19 protein-coding genes and 1 riboswitch are annotated in these 21,069 nt (G+C 42.2%); of the genes, 3 read left to right on the top strand and 16 right to left on the bottom strand.

The features are described from left to right. Positions 1 to 26 precede the first annotated feature (26 nt). The 8 genes from SJY16_RS02375 to gloA2 form a co-directional block, all read right to left on the bottom strand. Positions 27 to 2,759, bottom strand: a complete 2,733-nt coding sequence (locus tag SJY16_RS02375) for a cell wall-binding repeat-containing protein (RefSeq protein WP_377892028.1) — start codon at positions 2,757 to 2,759, stop codon at positions 27 to 29. 144 nt (positions 2,760 to 2,903) lie between these two features. Next, a complete protein-coding gene (locus SJY16_RS02370; protein ID WP_377887463.1) occupies positions 2,904 to 4,700 on the bottom strand; it encodes a cell wall-binding repeat-containing protein in 1,797 nt (598 codons plus the stop codon). Positions 4,701 to 4,795: 95 nt separating this feature from the next. Then, the gene (locus tag SJY16_RS02365; RefSeq protein ID WP_377887462.1) at positions 4,796 to 6,412 is read right to left on the bottom strand and encodes a cell wall-binding repeat-containing protein; all 1,617 of its coding nucleotides are present in this window, start codon (positions 6,410 to 6,412) and stop codon (positions 4,796 to 4,798) included. A gap of 142 nt (positions 6,413 to 6,554) precedes the next feature. Continuing rightward, positions 6,555 to 9,002: a cell wall-binding repeat-containing protein gene (locus tag SJY16_RS02360; protein WP_377887461.1), complete on the bottom strand. Its 2,448-nt coding sequence runs from the start codon at positions 9,000 to 9,002 to the stop codon at positions 6,555 to 6,557. A 90-nt stretch (positions 9,003 to 9,092) separates the two neighbouring features. Next, on the bottom strand, positions 9,093 to 13,058 hold the full coding sequence (locus SJY16_RS02355) for a cell wall-binding repeat-containing protein (RefSeq protein ID WP_377887460.1): 3,966 nt from the start codon (positions 13,056 to 13,058) through the stop codon (positions 9,093 to 9,095). A 355-nt stretch (positions 13,059 to 13,413) separates the two neighbouring features. Then, positions 13,414 to 14,265 carry a DNA-processing protein DprA gene (locus SJY16_RS02350; RefSeq protein ID WP_377887459.1) on the bottom strand — a complete coding sequence of 284 codons (852 nt, stop codon included), beginning with the start codon at positions 14,263 to 14,265 and terminating at the stop codon, positions 13,414 to 13,416. A gap of 64 nt (positions 14,266 to 14,329) precedes the next feature. Then, positions 14,330 to 14,917 carry a transposase gene (locus SJY16_RS02345; RefSeq protein WP_377887458.1) on the bottom strand — a complete coding sequence of 196 codons (588 nt, stop codon included), beginning with the start codon at positions 14,915 to 14,917 and terminating at the stop codon, positions 14,330 to 14,332. A 163-nt stretch (positions 14,918 to 15,080) separates the two neighbouring features. Further along, positions 15,081 to 15,500 carry an SMU1112c/YaeR family gloxylase I-like metalloprotein gene (gene gloA2, locus SJY16_RS02340; RefSeq protein WP_377887456.1) on the bottom strand — a complete coding sequence of 140 codons (420 nt, stop codon included), beginning with the start codon at positions 15,498 to 15,500 and terminating at the stop codon, positions 15,081 to 15,083. Between the two features lie 223 nt (positions 15,501 to 15,723). Next, positions 15,724 to 15,823: riboswitch (cyclic di-GMP riboswitch) on the top strand. 19 nt (positions 15,824 to 15,842) lie between these two features. Here gloA2 and SJY16_RS02335 point away from each other — a divergent pair. Beyond that, positions 15,843 to 15,974, top strand: coding sequence for an anti-repressor SinI family protein (locus SJY16_RS02335; RefSeq protein WP_377887455.1), 132 nt, complete (start codon positions 15,843 to 15,845; stop codon positions 15,972 to 15,974). A gap of 107 nt (positions 15,975 to 16,081) precedes the next feature. Continuing rightward, on the top strand, positions 16,082 to 16,417 hold the full coding sequence (locus tag SJY16_RS02330) for a helix-turn-helix domain-containing protein (protein WP_224880215.1): 336 nt from the start codon (positions 16,082 to 16,084) through the stop codon (positions 16,415 to 16,417). Between the two features lie 44 nt (positions 16,418 to 16,461). Here SJY16_RS02330 and SJY16_RS02325 read toward each other — a convergent pair whose 3' ends face one another. Genes SJY16_RS02325 through SJY16_RS02315 form a run of 3 tightly spaced genes read right to left on the bottom strand, consistent with a single transcriptional unit; the run spans position 16,462 to position 17,174 of the window. Next, on the bottom strand, positions 16,462 to 16,779 hold the full coding sequence (locus SJY16_RS02325; RefSeq protein WP_377887454.1) for a DUF5658 family protein: 318 nt from the start codon (positions 16,777 to 16,779) through the stop codon (positions 16,462 to 16,464). Continuing rightward, complete coding sequence (locus tag SJY16_RS02320) at positions 16,776 to 17,039, bottom strand: hypothetical protein (protein WP_377887453.1); 264 nt, start codon at positions 17,037 to 17,039, stop codon at positions 16,776 to 16,778. Before SJY16_RS02320 ends, SJY16_RS02325 begins: the two co-directional genes overlap by 4 nt. Positions 17,040 to 17,051: 12 nt before the next feature. After that, positions 17,052 to 17,174, bottom strand: a complete 123-nt coding sequence (locus SJY16_RS02315) for an anti-repressor SinI family protein (protein ID WP_270180350.1) — start codon at positions 17,172 to 17,174, stop codon at positions 17,052 to 17,054. Positions 17,175 to 17,466: 292 nt separating this feature from the next. On the opposite strand from SJY16_RS02315, the gene SJY16_RS02310 reads away from it, so the two are divergent. Continuing rightward, complete coding sequence (locus tag SJY16_RS02310; protein ID WP_377887452.1) at positions 17,467 to 17,799, top strand: helix-turn-helix domain-containing protein; 333 nt, start codon at positions 17,467 to 17,469, stop codon at positions 17,797 to 17,799. A 46-nt stretch (positions 17,800 to 17,845) separates the two neighbouring features. Here the strand turns inward: SJY16_RS02310 and SJY16_RS02305 are convergent, their stop codons facing one another. The 5 genes from SJY16_RS02305 to spoIIID form a co-directional block, all read right to left on the bottom strand. After that, positions 17,846 to 18,019: a hypothetical protein gene (locus SJY16_RS02305; RefSeq protein WP_377887451.1), complete on the bottom strand. Its 174-nt coding sequence runs from the start codon at positions 18,017 to 18,019 to the stop codon at positions 17,846 to 17,848. Between the two features lie 200 nt (positions 18,020 to 18,219). Further along, on the bottom strand, positions 18,220 to 18,642 hold the full coding sequence (gene fabZ / locus SJY16_RS02300; protein ID WP_224880227.1) for a 3-hydroxyacyl-ACP dehydratase FabZ: 423 nt from the start codon (positions 18,640 to 18,642) through the stop codon (positions 18,220 to 18,222). Positions 18,643 to 18,660: 18 nt separating this feature from the next. After that, positions 18,661 to 18,948: a DNA-directed RNA polymerase subunit beta gene (locus tag SJY16_RS02295; protein ID WP_377887450.1), complete on the bottom strand. Its 288-nt coding sequence runs from the start codon at positions 18,946 to 18,948 to the stop codon at positions 18,661 to 18,663. 48 nt (positions 18,949 to 18,996) lie between these two features. Then, positions 18,997 to 19,998, bottom strand: coding sequence for a rod shape-determining protein (mreB, locus tag SJY16_RS02290; protein ID WP_224880231.1), 1,002 nt, complete (start codon positions 19,996 to 19,998; stop codon positions 18,997 to 18,999). 140 nt (positions 19,999 to 20,138) lie between these two features. After that, positions 20,139 to 20,411 (bottom strand): sporulation transcriptional regulator SpoIIID, encoded by a 273-nt coding sequence (gene spoIIID, locus SJY16_RS02285; protein WP_224880233.1) that lies wholly within the window; start codon positions 20,409 to 20,411, stop codon positions 20,139 to 20,141. Positions 20,412 to 21,069 lie beyond the last annotated feature (658 nt).

Below are 21,069 nucleotides of genomic sequence, written 5' to 3'. Positions count from 1 at the left end.
ATTTGGACAGTGGCTCTGCTCCCTTATTAGTTGGATAGTTGATCTTCTACCTTATTACTGATCGCTCCGCTTCCTCCTACTATTACATAGGACGTTGCTTTTCTTTTTTCGATAAGCGCGATGATTTCCTTTGGTATCTTGTCTTTTGTTACGAGAAACTTAGGTGCATAATGCTGGGCTGCAGCAACGGAGCCTGTCAACGCGTCAGGGAAGTTCATTCCGCTCGCATAATAAACGGTGTCGTAGTTTGTATAAAGTTTTGATACGATATCCGCGTTTGTAGCAAAGCGGTTTTTACCAGAATATCGGGTTGGTGCTGGGAGTTTATTTGCGACATCGGCAGATATCACACCTGTCCCACCAATCACATAGGTTTTTTCAACTTTAGCAAGAGCAGTTTTCGTTACGTTGGGTAGTTTTTTGGTGCTCGTTAGCAAAATAGGATACCCATTCTGAGCTGCATACGGAGCGATCGCTAGGGCATCTGGGAAGGTCAGTCCATACGCTACGATTGCTCGGTCGTAAGGCTTCAGTTCATCGGCAATTTTCGCAGCTGTTTCGAAACGGTCTTTGCCTTTGATTCGATCTACCTTCAGGCCAAGCTCTTCCAATTGAACACGGATCGCGTCTGAGACTGCTCCGTTACCACCTAGAATAATCGCTTCAGATGCCTTCAAACGCTTGATTTCCTTTACTGTGCCATCTGACAGACTCGTTTTCCCAGCTAATAGAATAGGGGCTTCTAGCTTTCTAGCAAGCGGACCACCAGCTAGTGCATCCGGAAAATCATACCCTGTTGCTATGATGACTGTCTTAGCCATTCTGTAAGTTTGCTGACTAATTTCATTGGCTGTCAAGAATCGGTCTTTCCCTTTTAGTCTCATGATGCTTTCTAGCTTCGTTTTAACCGTTACAGAAGGACCATCTGTCGTTCGGTTACCTTTCTTGTCTACGGCTTCAATTTTAAATGTATAGGATTTATTCGCTTTCAAGTCTGCTATTAGTGCACTTTTCGTACTTCCAGCAACGGTTTTTATTAAGGAATTACCAAGGTAGACTTCATAGTTTGCGATTCCGGACGCATCTGAAGCTGCTGCCCAGGATAACGACACTGCATCTGAAGTCACACTGACTGGGGTGACGGTTGCATTTGTTTGCCAAACAGGTTCCTGAACATCTTCGTTTCCGAGAGTAACCTTCCCCTTCATAATATCCTGGCTATAATCAGTTATCTCGATCGAAACATCTGTTGATAAGCCCTCATATAATTTACTATTCGGTTTGGTTGTGTTGTTAAGTAATGTTTTGAAGCCTTTTCGGTAGTAATGATTGAAAGGTTTGTACCATCGTCTGTTATCGAGATCGCTCCCTTCCTCTCCTTCACTTGCTTCTTCAAGGTCGACAAGCTTGTTGCCTTCATCATCGTTTTGTTTATAATATGCACTTTCATCAATATGCCAAATCGCTACCCCACCAGATAGTGTGGCGTTTTCTAATCCCTTGTCGAAACCTGCATACTGGCGATTTTCGATAAGGAAGTATTCCCATGGTCGATCGGTGTCGATTTTTATGACATTGTATCCACCATCTTTGGTTGAATTAAAGGTGAAGGTTCCCGATGACGTGATCACTTCAGGTACTGCAAAACCGAGCTGAACTTTTGACCATGCGTCCAAGTGGGTGGGGGTTTGACCAGAATGTTCTCCTGTCTTCTCTGCCCATGACCCCGAACCCATCAGGCTATGAACACCAATTCCAAGGGAAGAACGATCCCGGTCATATAAATCTGGTAAACCAAGATCATGACCGAGTTCATGAGCAATAATTCCGATAGTAGCTAGATGCGAACCATGATATTCACCAAACTGCGTGTAACCTCCGTTATCGTAAAGCGAACCAACAAAAACGCCGTCTAAATTTAGAGGTGAAAGTAAGCCCCATTTATGGCCCCAAACAGAATGATCACCGTCTCCGTAACTTGCTTCTCCACCTGCAATAATTGTGACGACATGAAGTTCATCCGTACTGATGTATTTATTATTGTCTTTATCGTATTTTTTGTAATTAATCATGCTGTCGGAAGCTTCAAGAGCATCGGTAGCTAATTTTCTATAAGTCTCAAATTCTGTTACTTTGCCTACCGGACTAGGATGGTTATAGTCTAACGTTACCGACACTACCCCATTGTTTAGCTCACTTGACTCTTCAGCCGGTGTGAACTGAAACTTTCCTGAAGAAACTTCGTCATAATAGTTGTTCAACGTGTTACCATTACGATTAAAAATTTTATCTGCCCAAACCGTTTCAGACTTTCTTATTTTTGTGTCACTGAAGCTCACTAATAACACTACTAAATTATGTGAGGAGAGAGAATCAGCAGTTTTCAGAGTGCTTTTATGACTTACTTGACTTGCTTTAGGAGTAAGTAGCTTTTGGGAAGGTAGCTCTAGCATATCGTTCTTTTCGGCTGCATCTTTTGGGAGCTTGTCTATCCCAACCTTGGATGAGGTAGCGGTAACGTTCGATTTCTCAACTTTCGCGTAATACCAATAGCCATCTTCATTTCGCACGATGACTTTCTCATTCTTTGTTTCGTACCAGTGTTTAAATTCGTCTCCTACTGACTTTGCAAGAAAAGTTGTTCCGTCAGGTTGCGTAGTGGTTCGAAATACATCGTTGGCAGGAGCTGCGAAAGCATTTTCGTTCCATATAAAGAACAGAAGTGCAATGAATAAAATCGAGACGATCACTCTACTCATCTTCAAGCTATTTCCTCCCTTAACTATGTATCATTTTTATTACCTTAAATGATATCACAATTCTGAAAATTAGGATAATATTTCCACTCCACAAAAAATGAGAGATGTCGAGGTTAACCGACATCTCTCGTTCTATTAGAAGAACTAGTTGTTTAGCAGAATTTGTGTAAGATCTTTTTCAACGTTGATTACATCGTCACCGCCTAGGAATTCAAAACGGTCGAACGATGAGTTTTCAAGGTAAGCTTGTGTGACAGGTTGTAGAGATTTTGCAGGAGAAAGAATCAATGGAGCGTTATTCTTTGCTGCAAGTACTGCTCCTGTAAGGGCGTCTGGGTAATCATCACCTGTAGCGACATAGGCTTGCTCCGTTCCAAGTGGAAGATTTTTCAGAATATCTATATTTGTTTCATAACGATCTTTTCCAGCGTAACGCTTGTAGTTAGGAATCCCTTTTAACGCTTTTTCGCTTACAACACCATTACTTCCCACTACGATTACGTTGTCGTAGTTCTTGATTGCTTTTGCCGTTGCTTCAGGAAGTTTATTCGTAAGTGCAAGGTAAATCGGATACCCATTTTTCGCAGCATAAGGAGCGATTGAAAGAGCATCTGGGAAGTTCAGTCCGTATGCAAGAATCGCAGTGTTACTTTTCGGAAGTTGATCCGCTATAATCGATGCTGTTTCAAAACGATTGGATCCACCATGACGTGTTACTTCAATTCCCATACCTTCAATTTCTTCTTTCACAACGTCTTTTATAGCGCCATTACTACCAAGAAGAATAACTTTGTTTGGCTTTAAGCGCTGTAATTCATCCATTGTAGATTCTGTTAACTGTTTCTTCTCTGTTAATAGCATCGGTGCATCTAGTTCATATGCAAGTGGTGTTCCAGCGAGCGCATCTGGATAATCGCCACCTCTTGCGATTACAACCGTATCTGCTCCATTTGGCCATCCCTCTTGTGCAATGGCTGCAGCTGTTTTGTAACGGTCAGGACCCGATAAGCGTTGGCCGAGCTGGATGAGATCGCCAGAAGCTACGTACGCTTCTTTCCCACTATCGAGTTCTACTTTGTACCAAACATAGTGCTTGTACACCATACTTGCATCGCTTACTCCATAATTAGATGAATCATCATAGATACGATCGCTTGTTAGCGTTACAGGTTCACGCTCTGTCGTTGACGCTATACTCTTAGCTTTAGACGATGGTGCGTCTCTGAAATTAGCTTGCTGTGCTGTGATTACAATGTCTTGGCCTTTATAATTCTGCGCGGTTCTATGCAGTTCACTTTCAGGAATTTCATAATGAAACGTTTCGAAATAGAGCTGATTTCCATCCCCATAACTAAAATCGTTTTTTGTGAATTTGAAAGGAATCGGTTGAACGTTTCCTGATATGCTGTAATTTTCAATAGATTGATAGACTTTCTCTTGATAAGCACCAAGATTTCGATCTCCTGAACCATCACTTAGTATTAGTGGACTATTCTTCTGTACAACACTGTTGTATGCAAGTACAGCGAAATACCAACTTTCAAGCACGTCACGATCATTCTCGTTAACTGTTGGAAGTTTACCATCTTTACCTACAAACTTATCATTGAGAATTTTAAGACCCTGTTGGATATTATAGCGCGTATCATATCTTAGTTTGTTCTTTTCGTCATCAGATGCATCTGGCTTGTATACTTGCATTACTCCAATTGCTCCAACACTCGAAACCTTCTGTTGGTCCCAAGCACTTTCTTCGTATGCGATCGCTTTCGCTACCTCAGGTGGAATATCCATCTTGATCGCTTCTTCAGTTAATATTTGTCCAATGTTAGCGTATGTAAGGTTTTCAGCTGCTTGTACCTTATTGCCCCCTAGCTGTAAGCTACCAAAGCTACTTACAATTAATAAAGCAATGACGATTCGAATAAAATTCTTTTTCAATGTGTTCTCCCCTTCCCCTTTTTCCATCATTTTCTAGTGTAACATGAAAGCGGGGTCAGGTGGGGGACTGTCCCCTACCTGACCCCGCTCTTAAATTATTTGATCGCTTCGAGTAGTTTTTCTACATTATTGCTCACTGCACCTTCCCCGCCTAGAATCGTAAAGTGCCTGATTCCTAGTTCAGTAGCTGCTCCTGAAATTGAATCGTCTACGCTAGTTGGTGGTACAAGGAGAAAGGTACTATTCGTTTTCGCAGCGACAACGGAACCGGTTAGGGCATCTGCAAAATCCGCGCCCGTTGCAACAAACGCCTTATCAGCAGGATTAAGTATTGTCGCTATCTTCGCTGATGTAGCGTAACGGTTTTCTCCACCATATCGCTCAGCCCCAGGAAGATTCGCCAAAATATTTTCAGAAATAACCCCTGTGCCTCCAACCACAATTGAAGACTCAAACCCATGCAGTGCCTTTTTCGTTGCTTCTGGTAATTCGCTTTTCTTTGTTAATAAAATTGGAAAACCGTTCTCCGCTGCAAAAGATGCGATCGAAAGTGCATCTGGAAAATCCAGTCCGTTTGCTACGATGGCTTTTTCTGGATCGCCACCGAGTACAGCAGCGATGTTTGTCGCCGTTTCAAAACGATCGATTCCACCGATTCGATCGACATCAACCCCTAAGCTTTTGAGCTCATTATAGACATAAGTTGATACAGCACCTTTGCCTCCGAGAATAATAGCTTTCTCGGCTTTTAATCTCGCAAGCTCGTCTTTTACCGATTGAGGAAGCGTCTTGCCAGTTAACAAGATCGGCGCATCCATCTTATAGGCAAGAGGAGCTCCTGCAAGCGCATCAGGGAAATCATCTCCTCGTGCAATGATCACGGTATCAGCTGACTCCCACCCTATATTAGAAATTGCTACTGCCGTTTCGTATCGATTCTTTCCAGAGATTCGTTCGACTTCTACAGGCACAACCATCTTGATCTGCTTCCAAAATTCATCCGCTATCACCTTATAGCCTGCTGGTCCCGGATGGACATTTTGAGGATTCGGTAAATACTCAGTATAGTTCATAGCAATCGCATCATACGTAGGTACAAACCCACTACCCGATCCGACTGCTAGCGTTTGAATCATTTGATTTAATGACTGCATGAGCTGAGTGAATACCACTTGCTGCTCCGCTGGATATGCGTAAAACGAGTTATAATAGCCCATTAAGAATACGTTGGCATCCGGATTTAATTTACGGATTACTCCCATGACTTGCGCATAGTTTGCTTGGACTTTTTGAAACAATAGCTTTACTTTCTCTGTATCTTCCAGATCTTCCGGGCTAGTTTTCAAGACGTTTAGAAAGTCATTCGCTCCTATAGTGAGCGTAATAAGATCAGCATTCGCCACAGCTTGTTGCGCTTCTACGTTCATCGTTAATTGTTCCAAAAGACCATCAGTCGTAAGACCCGGCACAGCGAATTTCTTTGTATATGACTCTAACTGATAGATGTTTTCTAAATCATGTGCTATGTAATCTGCATAGCTATCGCCTGGTTTTCCATCAAATTGGATCCCTACAGCCAATGAATCACCAAGGGCAACATAACTCCATTGATCATGAGCGAACGGGGCAGCGTTTGCAAAAGACGGAGCAAAAAGCATCATAACAAGGGACAGGATAACCAATAATCGCGTTTTCCTAAAACGTTGCTTCACTTGTTTGCCTCCTTTGATTGCTGTTCTTTATGTTATGCATTATAAAGAACATTGCTTTATTACTATTTGCCACGCCATTCAAAAGTCCTGCTGAAAATAAAAATAAAGGAAGCACCATGATGGCACTTCCTTTAGTATCTCTTTATTTTGAAAGCTTATTAAACACATCGTCACTTACTGCGCCAGTTCCGCCCGTTACAGTAAAGTCGTATGCTTCTAAATCATCGATTGCTTTTTCAGTCGCTTCAGGAAGCTTGTTCGGTTGAACAAGTAGGATCGATGCGTTCTGCTTCGCCGCAAGAACGGATCCTGCTAGTGCATCTGCAAAGTCCATTCCAGTTGCTACGAACACGCGAGCCGACGGATTTAAATCAGTCGCGATCGTTGCAGCAGTGCTGAAGCGATCTTTCCCAGCATAGCGCGTTGCTTCTGGAAGCATGCCTTCTACTTCTTTACTAATCACGCCAGTTCCACCAGCAACAATCGACATATCAACGTTAGAAAGAGCACGCTTTGTTACCATAGGAAGCTCATCTTCTTCTGATAATAAGATTGGATAGCCGTTACGAGCGGCGTATGATGCGATCGAAAGAGCATCCGGGAAGTTCATTCCGTTTGCAACAACGGCTTGCTCTGGTGAACCACCAAGGCGTGCAGCGATGTTTGCTGCTGTATCAAAACGGTCCTTACCGTTGATTCGCTCAACTTCGACTCCAAGTCCTTCAACCTGGTATTCTACATAGTCACTCACAGCGCCTGTTCCACCAAGAATAACAACATCCTTCGCACCAAGACGCTTGATTTCTTCTTTTACCTTCTTATTAAGAAAATCCTGACCCGTCAGCAAGATCGGAGCGTCCAATTCGTAAGCAAGTGGTGCACCTGCAAGAGCGTCAGGGAATGCATCACCTCGTGCTAGTACAACAGTATCTGCACTCTCCCATCCAGCTTGTGAAACTTTGATAGCCGTGTCATAACGGTCATCTCCAGAAAGACGCGTTGCTTCTTCTTCAACGATTCTTGCTTCTTGCCCCATTTCAATCGTCTTACCGTCGATGTATTCATTAAATAGTTCGAAGTCTACGAAGAAAAGTTCCTCCATACGTCCTTCTTCAGCCGCTTGCCCCATCACTGTGTAGCCATCTCCGCCCGTTGCCATGAACGAGTTTGTTGCGACAGTGTACGTAGCGTCTAGATCAATATCTTTGTAACCTTTATCCGTTTTCACATTCACATCTAAAAGTCGCTTGCCTACTTCAGCTTCTTCATCATAAGAGTACATGATTCCAGAAACGTGAGGGAAACGACCTTCTCCGTCCTGAATACCACTCAATCCGTGTTCGAGAGAATCCATGATTTCTTGACCAGTTAAATCAAGTGTTACAAGATTATTTCCGAATGGCATCGTTGTTAAAACTTCTCCCATCGTGATCGGTCCTTTGTCGATTGAAGCACGGATACCACCACCATTTTGAATCGCAATCGTAGCATCAGTGAACTCTTGTGCCTTTGAAAGCATTGCATCTGTGATCACGTTTCCAAGATTCGTTTCACCAGAGCGCACGGAACTACGTTCACCATCAAGGAATACGTCTGAGTGACCAACCACTTCTTTCTCAATTTCCTCTAGCGGTTTCTTTAGCTCTTCATAAAGCTTCTGAGCTTCAGGATCTGGTTCTATTTTACTATCTCTTCCTAAATTAACAAGGGTTTCATCCCAGCCTGTTAGAACACCGTTAGAATCAAAAGTGACTTGTAGATCTCCAAGGAAGTTGCTGTATTCGAATGCTTGAACAACAAGAGTGGGTTCTTCGTCTTTATGCACAACAATTTCCTCTTCAAGCTTAGTATGACTATGTCCACCAACGATTACATCAATGCCCTCAACCGCTCCTGCAAGCTCTACTTCCGTATTTTTTCCAAGGTGAGTTAGCGCAATGATTTTGTTAATGCCTTTGCCTTCAAACATTTTCACCATTTCTGCCGCATGCTCTTGGTGATCTTCAAATGTGAGGGTATCTCCAGGTCCAGAAAGTTCAGGTGTCGATTCCGTTGTTAAGCCGAACACACCAACTTTCTCACCATTCACATCAAGAACGACTGCTGGATAGATTGTGCCACCATCTCCAGGTGTCCCAACTTCATCTTTATAAAGAGGGTTAAGATCCTCATTCTTACTGTAATCAATGTTCGAACTTACGATTGGAAATTCGGTCTTTTTCACGAAGTCAGAAAACGTTTTTGGACCTTCATCGAATTCGTGGTTACCAGGAACCATCGCATCGTATTCCATCATGTTCATAAACTGAACGTCAGCAAGACCCTTGTATTTGTTGAAGAAAAGGGTTCCGGAAAAAACATCCCCTCCATCAACAAGAATGGAATTCTCGCGCTCAGCACGAATGTCTTTCACAGCTGTAACACGTTTTGCAGCATTTTCTAAGTGTGCATGTGTGTCATTCGTATGCATGATCGTTAAGTCAAAATTCCCCGTAGCCGCTTCAGTTGGTGTTGCAGGTGCAGCAGCTGCAATCCCCATAGCTAGGGCAGCAGATGATAATACAGCGATAAATGGCTTTTTCATTTTCATGTGTTCAGACACTTCCTTCTCTTTTTATAAAATATAGTAGATTGCTAGTTGGGCGGGGCACTGCTGACAGCAGATACCCCGACTCCTCAATTACTTTTTCAGTTGGTTCATAACCTTTTCACTTACAGCACCAGTACCTCCAAGAATGCGGAAGTTAATGATGTCGAGTTCATCAATTGCAGATTGTGTCGCCTCTGGTACCTTCTCTTTTTGAACGAGAAGCATGACTGCATCTTCTTTTGCAGCGAGGACAGACCCAGTTAACGCATCTGCAAATTCGCTTCCTGTCGTGATGAAGGCTTTGTTCGTTGAGCCGACAAGGTCAGTAGCAATGGTTGCCGCTGTCGCATAGCGATCACTTCCGCTATAGCGCTTCGGTTTCGGAAGCTCATTAAACACATCTGCACCGATCGCACCTGTTCCGCCAACAACGATCGTTTCATCGATATAACGAAGAGCTGTTTTCGTTGCTTTAGGCAATTCTTTTTTACCTGTTAGTAAAATTGGATAACCCTTTTTCGCAGCATGTGAAGCAACAGCTAGCGCATCTGGATAGTTATAGCCATCCGCGATGACTGCTTTTGCCGGATTACCGTCAAGGCGCGCGGCAATGTTAGCCGCTGTTTCAAAGCGATCCTTACCAGAGATTCGCTCTGCTTTGATTCCAAGACCTTCAATCTGGTATTCTACGTAATTTGAGATCGCGCCAGTTCCACCAAGAATAATAACGTTCTTAGCAGATAGACGATCGAGCTCAGCCCGAACATCAGCATTCAGTTTGTTCTCAGGATTCAAAAGAATTGGAGCGTCGTATTTGTAAGCAAGTGGCGCACCTGCAAGTGCATCAGGGTACGTATCGCCACGAGCGATCACAACTGTATCCGCCTGCTCCCAGCCTGCTTTTGAAACTTCAATCGCTGTTTTGTAGCGATCTTTTCCACTTGTTCGATCAACTTTTTTATCAAATTGAATCTGAGCTAAAACTGGATCGTGGTCACTCGCGCGTCCATCAGCCTCACTAAAGTCTGAGTTAATATTGATGCTGTCGATCGCAGTATGTTTTGCTAGATTATTCGTTACAAGAATGTGATCAAGAACTTGAGAGTTTCCTTGATAGATGTACGTGTAACGCTCTTCAGCTGAAAGCTTCTCCATCATATTTGTAAGAACATCGCCTTCAAGCGTATTGATTGGATTTGAGAATTCGAAATCGTTCAAGTCTCCTAATACGATCACGTTCGCCTCTTCCATCGTATCGACTGCACGATTAACAAAGTCGTTGATGACAGTCGCTTGCTTCATTCGCTGCACTTCACTATTAAGTACAACAGGGTGATCGCTACCAAATAGCGCACCGTCTCCACCTTTTGAGTTAAAGTGGTTTGCGATGACGATTACTTTTTCACCGTTAAATGAAAATTCTCCAGCAAGTGCTTTACGAGAATCATCGAACGCTTCATTTGTCGGATCGATTCGACCTGGGTTATGCGTCAGACCATTTTTATCAACACCGACTGCAGTCGTTGCATCTCCTTCTGGCTTGTTAGAGAAATCAACGCGATCAGGATTGTAGATGAATCCTACACGAATATTTCCTCCAGGCTGTCCGCCATCTGTTTTATCAAGTGGTGCCACTTCTGCGAATTTATACGTTGGCCCACCAGCGCTTTCGATTGCTTTGATAAGTGCTTTGTAAGATTCACTTGCATCTGTTGTGCCATCGTCAGTCGGTCCGTTGTTATCCTGTACTTCAACGAGACCGATGATGTCAGGTGTCTTCATATTTGAAACGATCGATTCCGCGATTTTCTCTGCTTTTTCAGTTTGAGGCGCACGGAAGTTCTCGATGTTGTAAGACGCTACCGTAAGCTTCTCGTCTGAAACCTCGATTTCTGTTGTTTCTCTTTCAACTCCACCGTCGACAACGGATGGGAATGTACCCGTTGGGCGAATTTTGAAATTGCTATAGTCATAGCTAACGTTACCTAGAATAGATCCATCGAACGAATCGCCCGTTTTCACATTCACGTCAATACCATCAACATCGATCAGCATGCGTTCAGGGTTGTAATCTTCAGGTGAGATCAATAGCCCATCAGCACGTGTGCGAAGTTGATCGTCGCTTGTGTTCACGAAAACTGGTACTTCATCATATTTCGCTGGACCTGAAATCAGCGCATCAGGAATTTCTATAAGCATCCCTTCAAGGCTTTCATAAAAGTCCAGTCCATCTGTTTCAGGGTCAAATGTTTTCATACCATCATCTTCGATTGTTTCAGTTGGCGGCGTGCGATCTTGACCAATCACGATTGCAGCCGGTACTGTTTGATCAGATGAAACCACAGTTACGTTAGATGCTGAGATTTGTGTTGTTAATAAATCTTTTGCATCGTCGTAGCCTTCTTCTCTCCATTCAGCTACCTTACCGTCAACGGAGACTTTGTCGCCCACTTTAACTGAATGACCTTTGCTATAAACATAGATCCCCTCTGATGTTGCAACACGTGCGTCAGGTGTTTCACTTTGCATATAGAAGCCGTTTGCTCCCGCTTTTGCTGTAACAATTCCTTCCACTTCAGATACAGGTTGGCCTTTATATGGAGACTCATGTCCTGCACCTTGAATATCGTGGATGTTCACGTTGTCCGCGGGTTTCAGTACGGTGTAGCTGAATGTTGCTACTTCGCTCGTTCTACCATCTTTCGTTGCGATTGCTTTAATCGTTGTATCTTTTGTAAGTACGATCGGAGCTGTGTACTCAGTGCTTTGATCTGTTGGAGTTGACCCATCCACCGTATAGTGAATGTTCGCTCCTTCTGTCGCAGATTCAAGTTCAACCTTCGTTCCTTCTGTTACTGAACCCGCACCTGGGTTAGCCACAACAGAGAAAGCGTTTTCAATTATATCTGATGCACTACGAAAAACGAGCTTATATTCCTCATGGTCATAGTTAATTACCCCACGAAGAAGCTCATACGTTTTTCCTACTTCAAGATTATCAGTATTGAAATTGTCGATTGTTAATGCTCCTGCTGAATCCGTTGCTTTAAATTCACCAAATTGATTTTTGGATTGGATGGTTACGTTCTTAAGTTCTACGTATTCTCCTTCAACGGCTTCACCGTTATCGGATGTTAGATTAGTAGATTGAATCGTTTGTGGTTGAGGTATGCCTTTATCTTGTGTTGTGATTGCGATTTGTGAAGAAGTTGTGCTGATCTGTGCCATGCCATAATAGTCATCAAGTTTGCCCTCTACTGTGATTTCATCACCTGGGTTTGCTTTGATTCCTTCAGCGCGTACGATGATACCAGCCGTGTCGTCTTGAATGTATAGGTTTGTACTACTTCCAGCAACAAAGGAAGCTGTCGCGATGCCTTTCACTTTCACTGCTGAACCGACTGTTTTCGAACGAGCATCGGCAATAGAAGAAAGTTCGACTGGTTCTGGGTCTGTTCCACCATCTGATAGGTGAGAACCGAGGTAAGTCGTTGTGTCTTTCGCGTGGGATGTCCATTCTGATGAAGCATCGAATGTGTCGTTCGGGTTCGTATCGCCAGACTTGATTGAGTCGTTACGAACGAGGGTAACGTCTTTAGCGAAATCGGCGCTATTTCCGATTTGCCCCAAAGAATCAACAATCGTGTCGTTCTTTTTCAGAACTAACGTGTCATTCCCGTTGAAATTCGTAACGGTTTGATTCGTAGTATCTGCCTGATCGAGAATCACTTGGTCAGCGCTATCATGGGAAAGTACATATACTTCTCCATCAGCTATCGTACCGTCTAATGTTACAGAATACTTAGGCGGTGCTTCCCCATTCGTATAGAGTTCTAGCGCATAGTTAGCTAAATCTACTGAACTACCTGTACCGTTGTAAAGCTCTATTGCTTTGTTGTGACCTCCGCCCTCTATGTATTCAGAAATAATGACACTCTGAAACGTCTCTTCAGCAGCTGATGCATACTGAGAAACAGGCGCAGCAAAAAAGCTCAAGACCATTGAAAAGATCAGCAAGAAGCTAATCATGTGACTCGAAGACTTTCTTTTCAACATGTATCCCCCCGGATTTAGTCAGATTATAGCGAATAATTCCGCCACTTGAAGTATACAACAAAATTTATGAAAAATCTGTAATTTGTTTGTAAATTGTTTGGTGATGGGGCCTGGCCCCATCCAGGCCCCATCACCAAACAAAAAAACCACCAGATCGATGGCTCGATCCGGTGGTCTAGAGGCAGGTTTATCTTCTTCTTTTTCTCATCTTACCCCGATGGTCTTTGACCACCATGCTCTTGTGGGGAGATGGGCTTGAAGATCCTAGAGGGATCATTTCGGAGTTACTGAAGGGAATCAGATATTTCGGGGAGTTTTATAGGGGATGGATTAAAAACGGTAGTGATGCTAGGAGTTAGTTCAGCACCGCTTCAAAGGCTGTAACTCCCGGATATGGGTAATACCCATCCTCTACCGAACAGCCTGGTATCAGTTCAGATAGCGCATCACTCCGCGGTAACATGAATACTTTTCTATTGTGCTTTCGTGCAAAGTGGGCGGTGGACAGGGCACCACTCTTCACGCCAGCTTCAATGACGACTACGTGACTCGACCATGCACTGATCAACGCATTTCGCTGAATAAATTGCTTTGGAGACGGAGGTGTGCCAGGCATGTACTGGGATATCACGGCTCCCTTTTCGATAATTGCTTCGTAGAGCGAGCGGTGCTCTTTCGGATAGCAACGATCTACTCCGCTTGCAACAAAGGCGATCGGTACACCACGATTTACGAGGCAGCCTACGTGGGCAGCTTGATCAATTCCTTTCGCTAGCCCGCTGATCACAGGTATATTTCTTTTAGAAAGAGAGTACGAAAGGTCTTCGGCAGCCCTTCTTCCTTCATCTGTACAATTTCTAGAACCTACGATTGCAACAGAAGGAGTGAATGGACGTATAAAGCCTTTGTAATAAAGTAGAGCTGGTGATTCAGGTAAGTCTTTTGCATATGACGGATAAAGTGGGTCATCCCGGGCTAAAAGCCAGATCTCTTCTTTATAAGCCCGCTCAAGAATGCGCTTGCATTTCTCTAATGACCGAGCTTCCAAAACAGCGTCTCGGACACGTTGAGAAATCCCCTTCACTTCTTGTAGCTCTGAAGAAGAAGCTTCATAAATTCGCTCAGGACTCCCAAATGCGGTCAGAAGTTTCTTTTGAGAAACAGGACCGACATGCCGGATTGAACAAAGCCAGATCCAATGCTCCATTCTAGTCTTCTCTTTCTGTATAAATTTTTCACTTCTTCTTCTCTCTCTGATCCAAAATAGGGTATCAACCTTGTTTAAGATATGGAACGTGTTTCACAAGTTCTGGTAGTATCGAAGGATTGCTATGTTCTACATAACGCTGATAGGCTTCCCTTGCCGGTTGTTGAAAGAAAGCTAGTATGTATTCGGAAGTAACGTGCAGGTCTGTTTTATATGAAAGGTAGGCACTATAACTGCTCCAGGCATAGTCCGATGGATGTTGAACCATCTGGGCATTGACCGGATTAAGGTGAATGTATTTACTTAGGTGTATTTCATACAAAATAGAATCAAGCAGCTCAGCTGTGTAGCGGCCTTGAAATACGTGTCCTGCATAGTCATATTTCTTATTGAAATAACGGGCATAATTGGAGTTGATGACTTTCATGATTTCACCGGGTGGGTAATCGAAGGTTTCGATGGAGAGATGCACATGGTTAGTCATGAGGCAGTAAGCGTGTAAGCGAAACGGAAAAGCGGTACGAGCTTGTTCTAGAAACTTAAAATACGTTAGTCGATCCACTTGCTCATTAAACAGTGAAGCTTTGCGGTTCCCTCGGCATACAATGTGGTACTTTGCCCCGGGAAACCAGATTCGTTTCTTTCGAGCCATTCGAATTGCTCCTTTAAGAGAGGAAGATGAGGAATTTCTACTAATGCGTGGTTGATAGTTGTAGTATATCACTTTTCTATTATTTGGGAATAGTAAAATTTTAAAATATTTGGAAATATTTTAAAGGGGGCCAGGCACGTGCCTGGCCCCCTTACTAAACAATTTACTTTTCTACTATTTCTTTTACGATTTCGTCGCTATTTTCATATATTTCAATCGGGAGTCCATCTGGGTCTTGAAAGAAAGTGAACCGCTTCCCTGTTAATTCATCTATTCTAAGGTTTTCAATCGTATCGACACCTTTGCTTTTTAACTTCTGCACAACACGGTTGATGTCTTGTACTTCAAATGCTACATGTCGAAGTCCTCGCGCTTCTGGATAGCTTAGACGCTCTGGGGCTTCAACAAACGAGAACAGCTCGATTTGAGTATGCCCTCCAACTGCGAGATCGAGCTTGTACGACTGCTGTTCTTCTCTAAATGTTTCTTGAATCACGTTTAATCCAAGTACATTCACATAAAAATGCTTCGAACAGTCATAGTCTGAACAAATGATTGCTACATGGTGCAACTTCGTAAACATCTTCGATCACCTCTTTCTAAACTTAGCGAAGTGTTTTTATTTCGTCAATTAACTTAAGCAGATACCCCCCCTTAGAAATTGAAATTCCATCGATTTTCTTTCCTGAAATTAAGGTAAAAAAAGTTTATGTAAGCAACAAAAAACAACAAATTTCTTAGCTTTTTCCGACTATGATAGAAACAAGGCATCATTTGTATACATAGGTCCAAAGTAGCGGGTATCCTCCAGCCAAAGGCACTCTACTTTGAAAGAAGTAGATCGCAAAGTTATCAGGTCTAAGGGAGTATCGGTCAGACGAATCCTATGACGGCTGAACTACCTGGAATATTGAGGAGGAATGGGATGAATACAGGTGAAAAGGTGAAGCTTGATGATGAGTGGGTTTTTCTAATTCTTAAAGCGAAAGAATTGGGATTATCGGTAGAAGAGGTGAAATCTTTTATTCGAAAGGAGAAAATGGTCAGGGGTTCTTAGACTTGATCAAAGGGGTGATTACCGCTTTTGTTCTATTTACGGAACATAACCATACTGATATAATACTTAGTATCTAAGAGATATGTCGAAGTATGGGAGGGTAAGAGATGATAGGAGAGCAAGTAAAGAAGTATCGTTTACGTAAAGGCCTCTCACTTTCTGAATTAGCTGAACGCGCTAGTGTAGCAAAATCCTATTTGAGTTCAATTGAACGAAACATACAATCTAACCCTTCTATTCAATTTTTGGAGAAGATTTCAGGAGTATTAGATGTTTCCGTAGAGGTTCTTCTTCAAGGAGATAACCTAATCCATCAAAGTGAGTTGGATTCAGAGTGGAAGAAGCTTGTTAAGGAAGCAATGAACTCTGGTGTTAGCAAAGAACAATTCAAAGAGTTCCTTGAATTTAACAAATGGCGTGCAAAGCAGGGAAGCGACAACTAATTTAGTGACCAGGAGCCTTAGATGAAGGCTCTTTTTATTTTTCTTCAAAGTAAAAAGAGCCAATAGGCGTGGTAGACTACAATGAACGTATAAAGAATGGATGCAACGATCAACGATGCCGATACGAAACGTGAATCGAATTCAAACTTCATAATGCCTATAAATATAAGCACTATAGATAATGCGAGCTTAAAGATAAGAAAAGCATATGGATGATAATGTACCAAAGCCTTCATCATTGGGTTAGCTTCTTCTATCACGCTATTTTGCACACCCCAATATGTAATGAAGCCATCTATGATATTGCAGCAGGCCAAATAGTAAAGGGTGAATTGAAAGAATAGCTGCGAATGAGGCCTCATTCCGTATTGGAGGAGATGATTTGATTCTTTATGATTTCGCTTAATTCGTTATATAGTTTCCGTTCGTCATTAAAGAGCCATTTGCTACTTTCCTCTTGGACTTCCAACTCCCTAACCTTATTTAGAATAAAATCTAAATCACACCTACCTTTATATTCATCGTTAATATATAGTTTGCTTGTCCTTTCGTCGAGAGCAACGATCTTTACCCTTTTTCCTGTAATATAGGACACGAATGTAGAATGACCTAACTTAATCATCTTAATTCCTCCCTACTTTTTTGAGGAATTATCAAGAAATTGTCTAATTTCTTCCTTACTGAGACCCAATTTTTTTGCTTTTGAAATAAGGTTTATCCATTCTAAGTCCAATTTTTCCCCACCATACGCCCTCATTTTCATCCTCCTTACTTTATTCTCTCTATTACGACATTATTAAGAACGTTACTGTTCTTTATTTAGAATATAAATCTAATATAATCTTATGAGATTGAATATAAAAGACTGAAAATTCTTTATTTTCATTACATCACGTTAGAAAATCAGTAATATTCTAATCTATGCTTGTTTTTTCTTATAATTCCATTTATTTACGTTTTTTTAATTTGCGTCATTTGTTCTATTTACAGAACGGGTTGTTCTTGATAAAATTGAAACAATAAATAATAACAAAGTTGAGGTATTGGGGATGATAGGTGCAAAAATCAAACTTTATCGAAACCGAATGGGACTTTCATTAACCGAATTAGCAAAACGAGCGGGTGTGGCAAAATCATATCTTAGCTCAATCGAACGAAACCAGCAGGCTAATCCATCCATTCAATTCCTTGAAAAAATTGCTACTGTCTTGAAAGTACCTATGGATGTGTTTATTCATGAGGATGAATTCGGAGACAGAGAGTCACAGCTTGACCCTGAATGGGAAGCATTGATTGAAGAAGCAATGCGATCAGGAATTACGAAAGAGGACTTTGAAGAATTCCTTGAGTTTAGGAAATGGCAATTAAACAAAAAAGAATAGAGAAAATAAAAAAACTCCCGCCTGGAGTGGACGGGAGCTTAAAGACTTATTCAGCAGAATTCTCAGAGTTATTTGTGCCCTCGTTGGAAGCAGGCTCTTCTGTGTTACTTCCGTTATTCGTAGAGTTGTTCCCTTCTTCTTCCCCACCACTGCTACAAGCCGTGATGAGCATTACAGCTAGAAACGAAGTTGCAATTTTGGCCATGAATTTCTTATTCATTATCAAAATTCCTCCCTGAAAACTAAGTATGACCGCGGCTACTGAATAAGCGGTTGACCAAATCATAACAGCAAAATAATCTCATGTGTTTGAATTAACAGAGTTTCAATAAATGCTTTACAAACCTGGCTTCTTTTTTTACAAATTGCTGTTTAGGAATAAAAAAAAGCAACTCGATAAACGAGATGCTTCTACAAACTTTATTTTAAGGCAAACATTATTTCCGCTTCCGCAGCTACTTCACCATCAACCGTCGCTGTGGCTTTTCCTTTGCCCATAGGTCCTTTAATGCGAATGATTTCTACTTCTAATCGAAGCTGATCACCTGGTTTAACTTGTCTCTTGAATCGGCATTTATCAATACCGGTAAAGAAAGCTAACTTTCCTTGGTTCTCTTCTTTCTTAAGCATTGCAACAGCTCCGACCTGCGCAAGTGCTTCTACAATTAAGACACCTGGCATGACAGGGTAATCAGGAAAGTGGCCGTTGAAAAATTCTTCATTGGCTGTAACGTTCTTAATCCCAATCGCTCTTACTTCTTCTTCTACTTCCACAATCTTATCAACAAGTAGAAAAGGATAGCGGTGTGGAATGATCGATTTGATATCTTGAATATCCATCATAACGTGTGCTCCTTTCGTTTACTCTGTTTCTTTCTTAACAATATCAGAAATCTTCATCCAGGTCTCTTTCTTGAAAACATCTCCTGGACTTCCTTCTCCGATGACCCCGTATCCAATCATAGCTCCTGCAACAAGTGAGAGAGCAAGGAGCAAAGTAACGAGAATAAGGCGCAGCCAAATCGGGATCAACCGAATTCTTGGCTTGCGCTCTTTTATTTTAGATTTATCTTTTGTCTTTTTTCCCTCATCATTCATAGGTTTGATTTCTGAGGTTTCATTTACGTTTTCATGGTTGTTCGCCATCATGATAACACCCTTACGAATAGTTTCCGTTACCCAAGAACTTCCGATAAGTTATACTAGTTTCTTTTTAGCGATTTTGTCCATATGTTCAAGCATGAGGCCTGTCCCTTTTGCAACACAGCTCATTGGCTCTTCAGCAATTAGTACTGGTACCATCAGCTCTTCAGCAAATAGTTGATCGATACCATGCAGAAGCGCGCCTCCGCCTGTCATGATCACACCGCGATCGATAATATCTGCCGAAAGTTCAGGAGGAGTACGTTCGAGAACGCTTTTCGCAGCCATCACCATATGGGAGATCGGTTCTTGCAGTGCCTGTTGAATTTCATCAGACTTTACTGTGATCGTTCTAGGAAGTCCAGATACCATGTCGCGTCCACGAATGTCGAGCTCTTCTTTCCGACCACCTGGAAATACCGTTGCAACATTGATTTTGATCTGTTCTGCCGTACGTTCTCCGATCAAGAGCTTGTACGTTTTCTTAATATAATCTAAAATTTCGTAATCAAACTTGTCCCCTGCCATCTTAATGGAAGAGGCGGTGACGATATCGCCCATTGAAAGTACCGCGATATCAGTCGTTCCACCGCCTATATCCACAACCATATTGCCGCTTGGTTGGAAAATATCCATTCCTGCACCAATCGCTGCAACCTTTGGTTCCTCTTCAAGGAAAATTTGTTTACCACCGCTTTTTTCAGCAGCTTCTTTGATCGCTTTTTTCTCAACCGATGTAATATTGGTTGGTGTACAGATTAAAATACGTGGCTTAGATAGAAAACTTTTCACATTGATCTTGTTCAAGAAATGTCTAAGCATCACTTCCGTAATATCGAAGTCAGCGATGACTCCATCCTTCAAAGGACGAGTAGGAACGATGTTTCCAGGCGTCCGGCCTACCATTTGTCTAGCTTCCTCACCAACAGCAAGCGCTTTGCCCGTGGTGGTGTCAATTGCTACAACAGAAGGCTCATCAAGCACAATTCCTTTACCTTTTAAATAAATCAGTACGTTTGCAGTACCTAAGTCAATCCCTATATCACGTGATAACATGATCTATCCTCCCTGTGTTCAATCACTCATCTATAAGTTCCAATCCTAGTATGTATAGAGTTCATATCCATTAGTATATTGTATCACATAAATGAACACGGAAGAAAAGATTTAGAAAAAATTGTCGTTTTGAAAATCGATTATTTTACAGCTTCTTCCTTTTCTGTGTCCTTTCTATATTTTATTCTAGTCGCTTCCCCGCCTCTGAGATGTCGGATGGATTTGTGGTACTCAAGAATCTCTTTCACCTCATTAGCAAGGTCAGGATTGATTTCTGGAAGTCTTTCAGTAAGGTCCTTATGGACGGTGCTTTTTGATACTCCAAACTCTTTGGCGATCACCCTCACCGTTTTTTTCGTCTCCACGATGTAATTTCCAATCTTGATGGTTCGCTCTTTGATGTAATCGTGCACACCACTCGCCTCCCTAAATTGGATGTGAGAGATGCGAAATGAGACTGATAAAGTGATCATGCAACGAAGCTCTAGTCATCAAGTCGATCTACATGATGTCAGGAGAATTGTGTACAAGAATACTTCGAAGCGTTACCACAACTTCTCACCTCTGCCCCTCATTTACTAAGTTTTGTAACATTTTATTAGGGGTTGGATAGTTATATACCAAAAAGTCAAGAGGGACAAGTGAATTTATTTAATTTTCTTAAAATTATAACCCCTTAAACCTTTCTGAGTGGTGATTGATTTCCGCTCCAATCAATTATGAAGTATGATTATACTCAAATTTCTTTATAAGAAACTTAATTATTGAAAGGTCCTAAAATATAAACAGCCTCTGATACGATTGAATCCTGAGCGTCGAGAAAGTCTTAAGAACCATCTGCCACGGTTATAGTGGTGATTTCCACTCCAGGATGCTCGCTTTCCTCGTGGCGGGCGGTGAGCCTTCTCAGCGCACAAAAACGTTGCGCCTCCGGGGTCTCACCTGTCCCGCACATCCCGCTGGAGTCGAGCATCCTTCCGCTCCAATCTGCATTTCAGGGTATGATTACGAGAAAAAGCAAAGCTGGGGAGCTCAATAACCAGGGTTTCCCTACAAACTAAGCCCCGGATA

The sequence above is a fragment of the Alkalihalobacillus sp. R86527 genome (genome assembly GCF_042466185.1).
GTDB lineage: Bacteria > Bacillota > Bacilli > Bacillales > Guptibacillaceae > Guptibacillus.
Note: the sequence above shows the minus strand (reverse complement) of the source record. Positions and strands in the feature narration are given on the sequence as shown.

What these genes read in the sequence shown, in the direction of transcription:
- SJY16_RS02375 (WP_377892028.1), bottom strand. Translation starts at nt 2,759, where the DNA reads ATGAGTAGAGTGATCGTCTCGATTTTATTCATTGCACTTCTGTTCTTT.
- SJY16_RS02360 (WP_377887461.1), bottom strand. Translation starts at nt 9,002, where the DNA reads ATGAAAATGAAAAAGCCATTTATCGCTGTATTATCATCTGCTGCCCTA.
- SJY16_RS02355 (WP_377887460.1), bottom strand. Translation starts at nt 13,058, where the DNA reads ATGTTGAAAAGAAAGTCTTCGAGTCACATGATTAGCTTCTTGCTGATC.
- SJY16_RS02350 (WP_377887459.1), bottom strand. Translation starts at nt 14,265, where the DNA reads ATGGAGCATTGGATCTGGCTTTGTTCAATCCGGCATGTCGGTCCTGTT.
- SJY16_RS02345 (WP_377887458.1), bottom strand. Translation starts at nt 14,917, where the DNA reads ATGGCTCGAAAGAAACGAATCTGGTTTCCCGGGGCAAAGTACCACATT.
- gloA2 (WP_377887456.1), bottom strand. Translation starts at nt 15,500, where the DNA reads ATGTTTACGAAGTTGCACCATGTAGCAATCATTTGTTCAGACTATGAC.
- SJY16_RS02335 (WP_377887455.1), top strand. Translation starts at nt 15,843, where the DNA reads ATGAATACAGGTGAAAAGGTGAAGCTTGATGATGAGTGGGTTTTTCTA.
- SJY16_RS02330 (WP_224880215.1), top strand. Translation starts at nt 16,082, where the DNA reads ATGATAGGAGAGCAAGTAAAGAAGTATCGTTTACGTAAAGGCCTCTCA.
- SJY16_RS02325 (WP_377887454.1), bottom strand. Translation starts at nt 16,779, where the DNA reads ATGAGGCCTCATTCGCAGCTATTCTTTCAATTCACCCTTTACTATTTG.
- SJY16_RS02320 (WP_377887453.1), bottom strand. Translation starts at nt 17,039, where the DNA reads ATGATTAAGTTAGGTCATTCTACATTCGTGTCCTATATTACAGGAAAA.
- SJY16_RS02315 (WP_270180350.1), bottom strand. Translation starts at nt 17,174, where the DNA reads ATGAGGGCGTATGGTGGGGAAAAATTGGACTTAGAATGGATAAACCTT.
- SJY16_RS02310 (WP_377887452.1), top strand. Translation starts at nt 17,467, where the DNA reads ATGATAGGTGCAAAAATCAAACTTTATCGAAACCGAATGGGACTTTCA.
- SJY16_RS02305 (WP_377887451.1), bottom strand. Translation starts at nt 18,019, where the DNA reads ATGAATAAGAAATTCATGGCCAAAATTGCAACTTCGTTTCTAGCTGTA.
- fabZ (WP_224880227.1), bottom strand. Translation starts at nt 18,642, where the DNA reads ATGATGGATATTCAAGATATCAAATCGATCATTCCACACCGCTATCCT.
- SJY16_RS02295 (WP_377887450.1), bottom strand. Translation starts at nt 18,948, where the DNA reads ATGATGGCGAACAACCATGAAAACGTAAATGAAACCTCAGAAATCAAA.
- mreB (WP_224880231.1), bottom strand. Translation starts at nt 19,998, where the DNA reads ATGTTATCACGTGATATAGGGATTGACTTAGGTACTGCAAACGTACTG.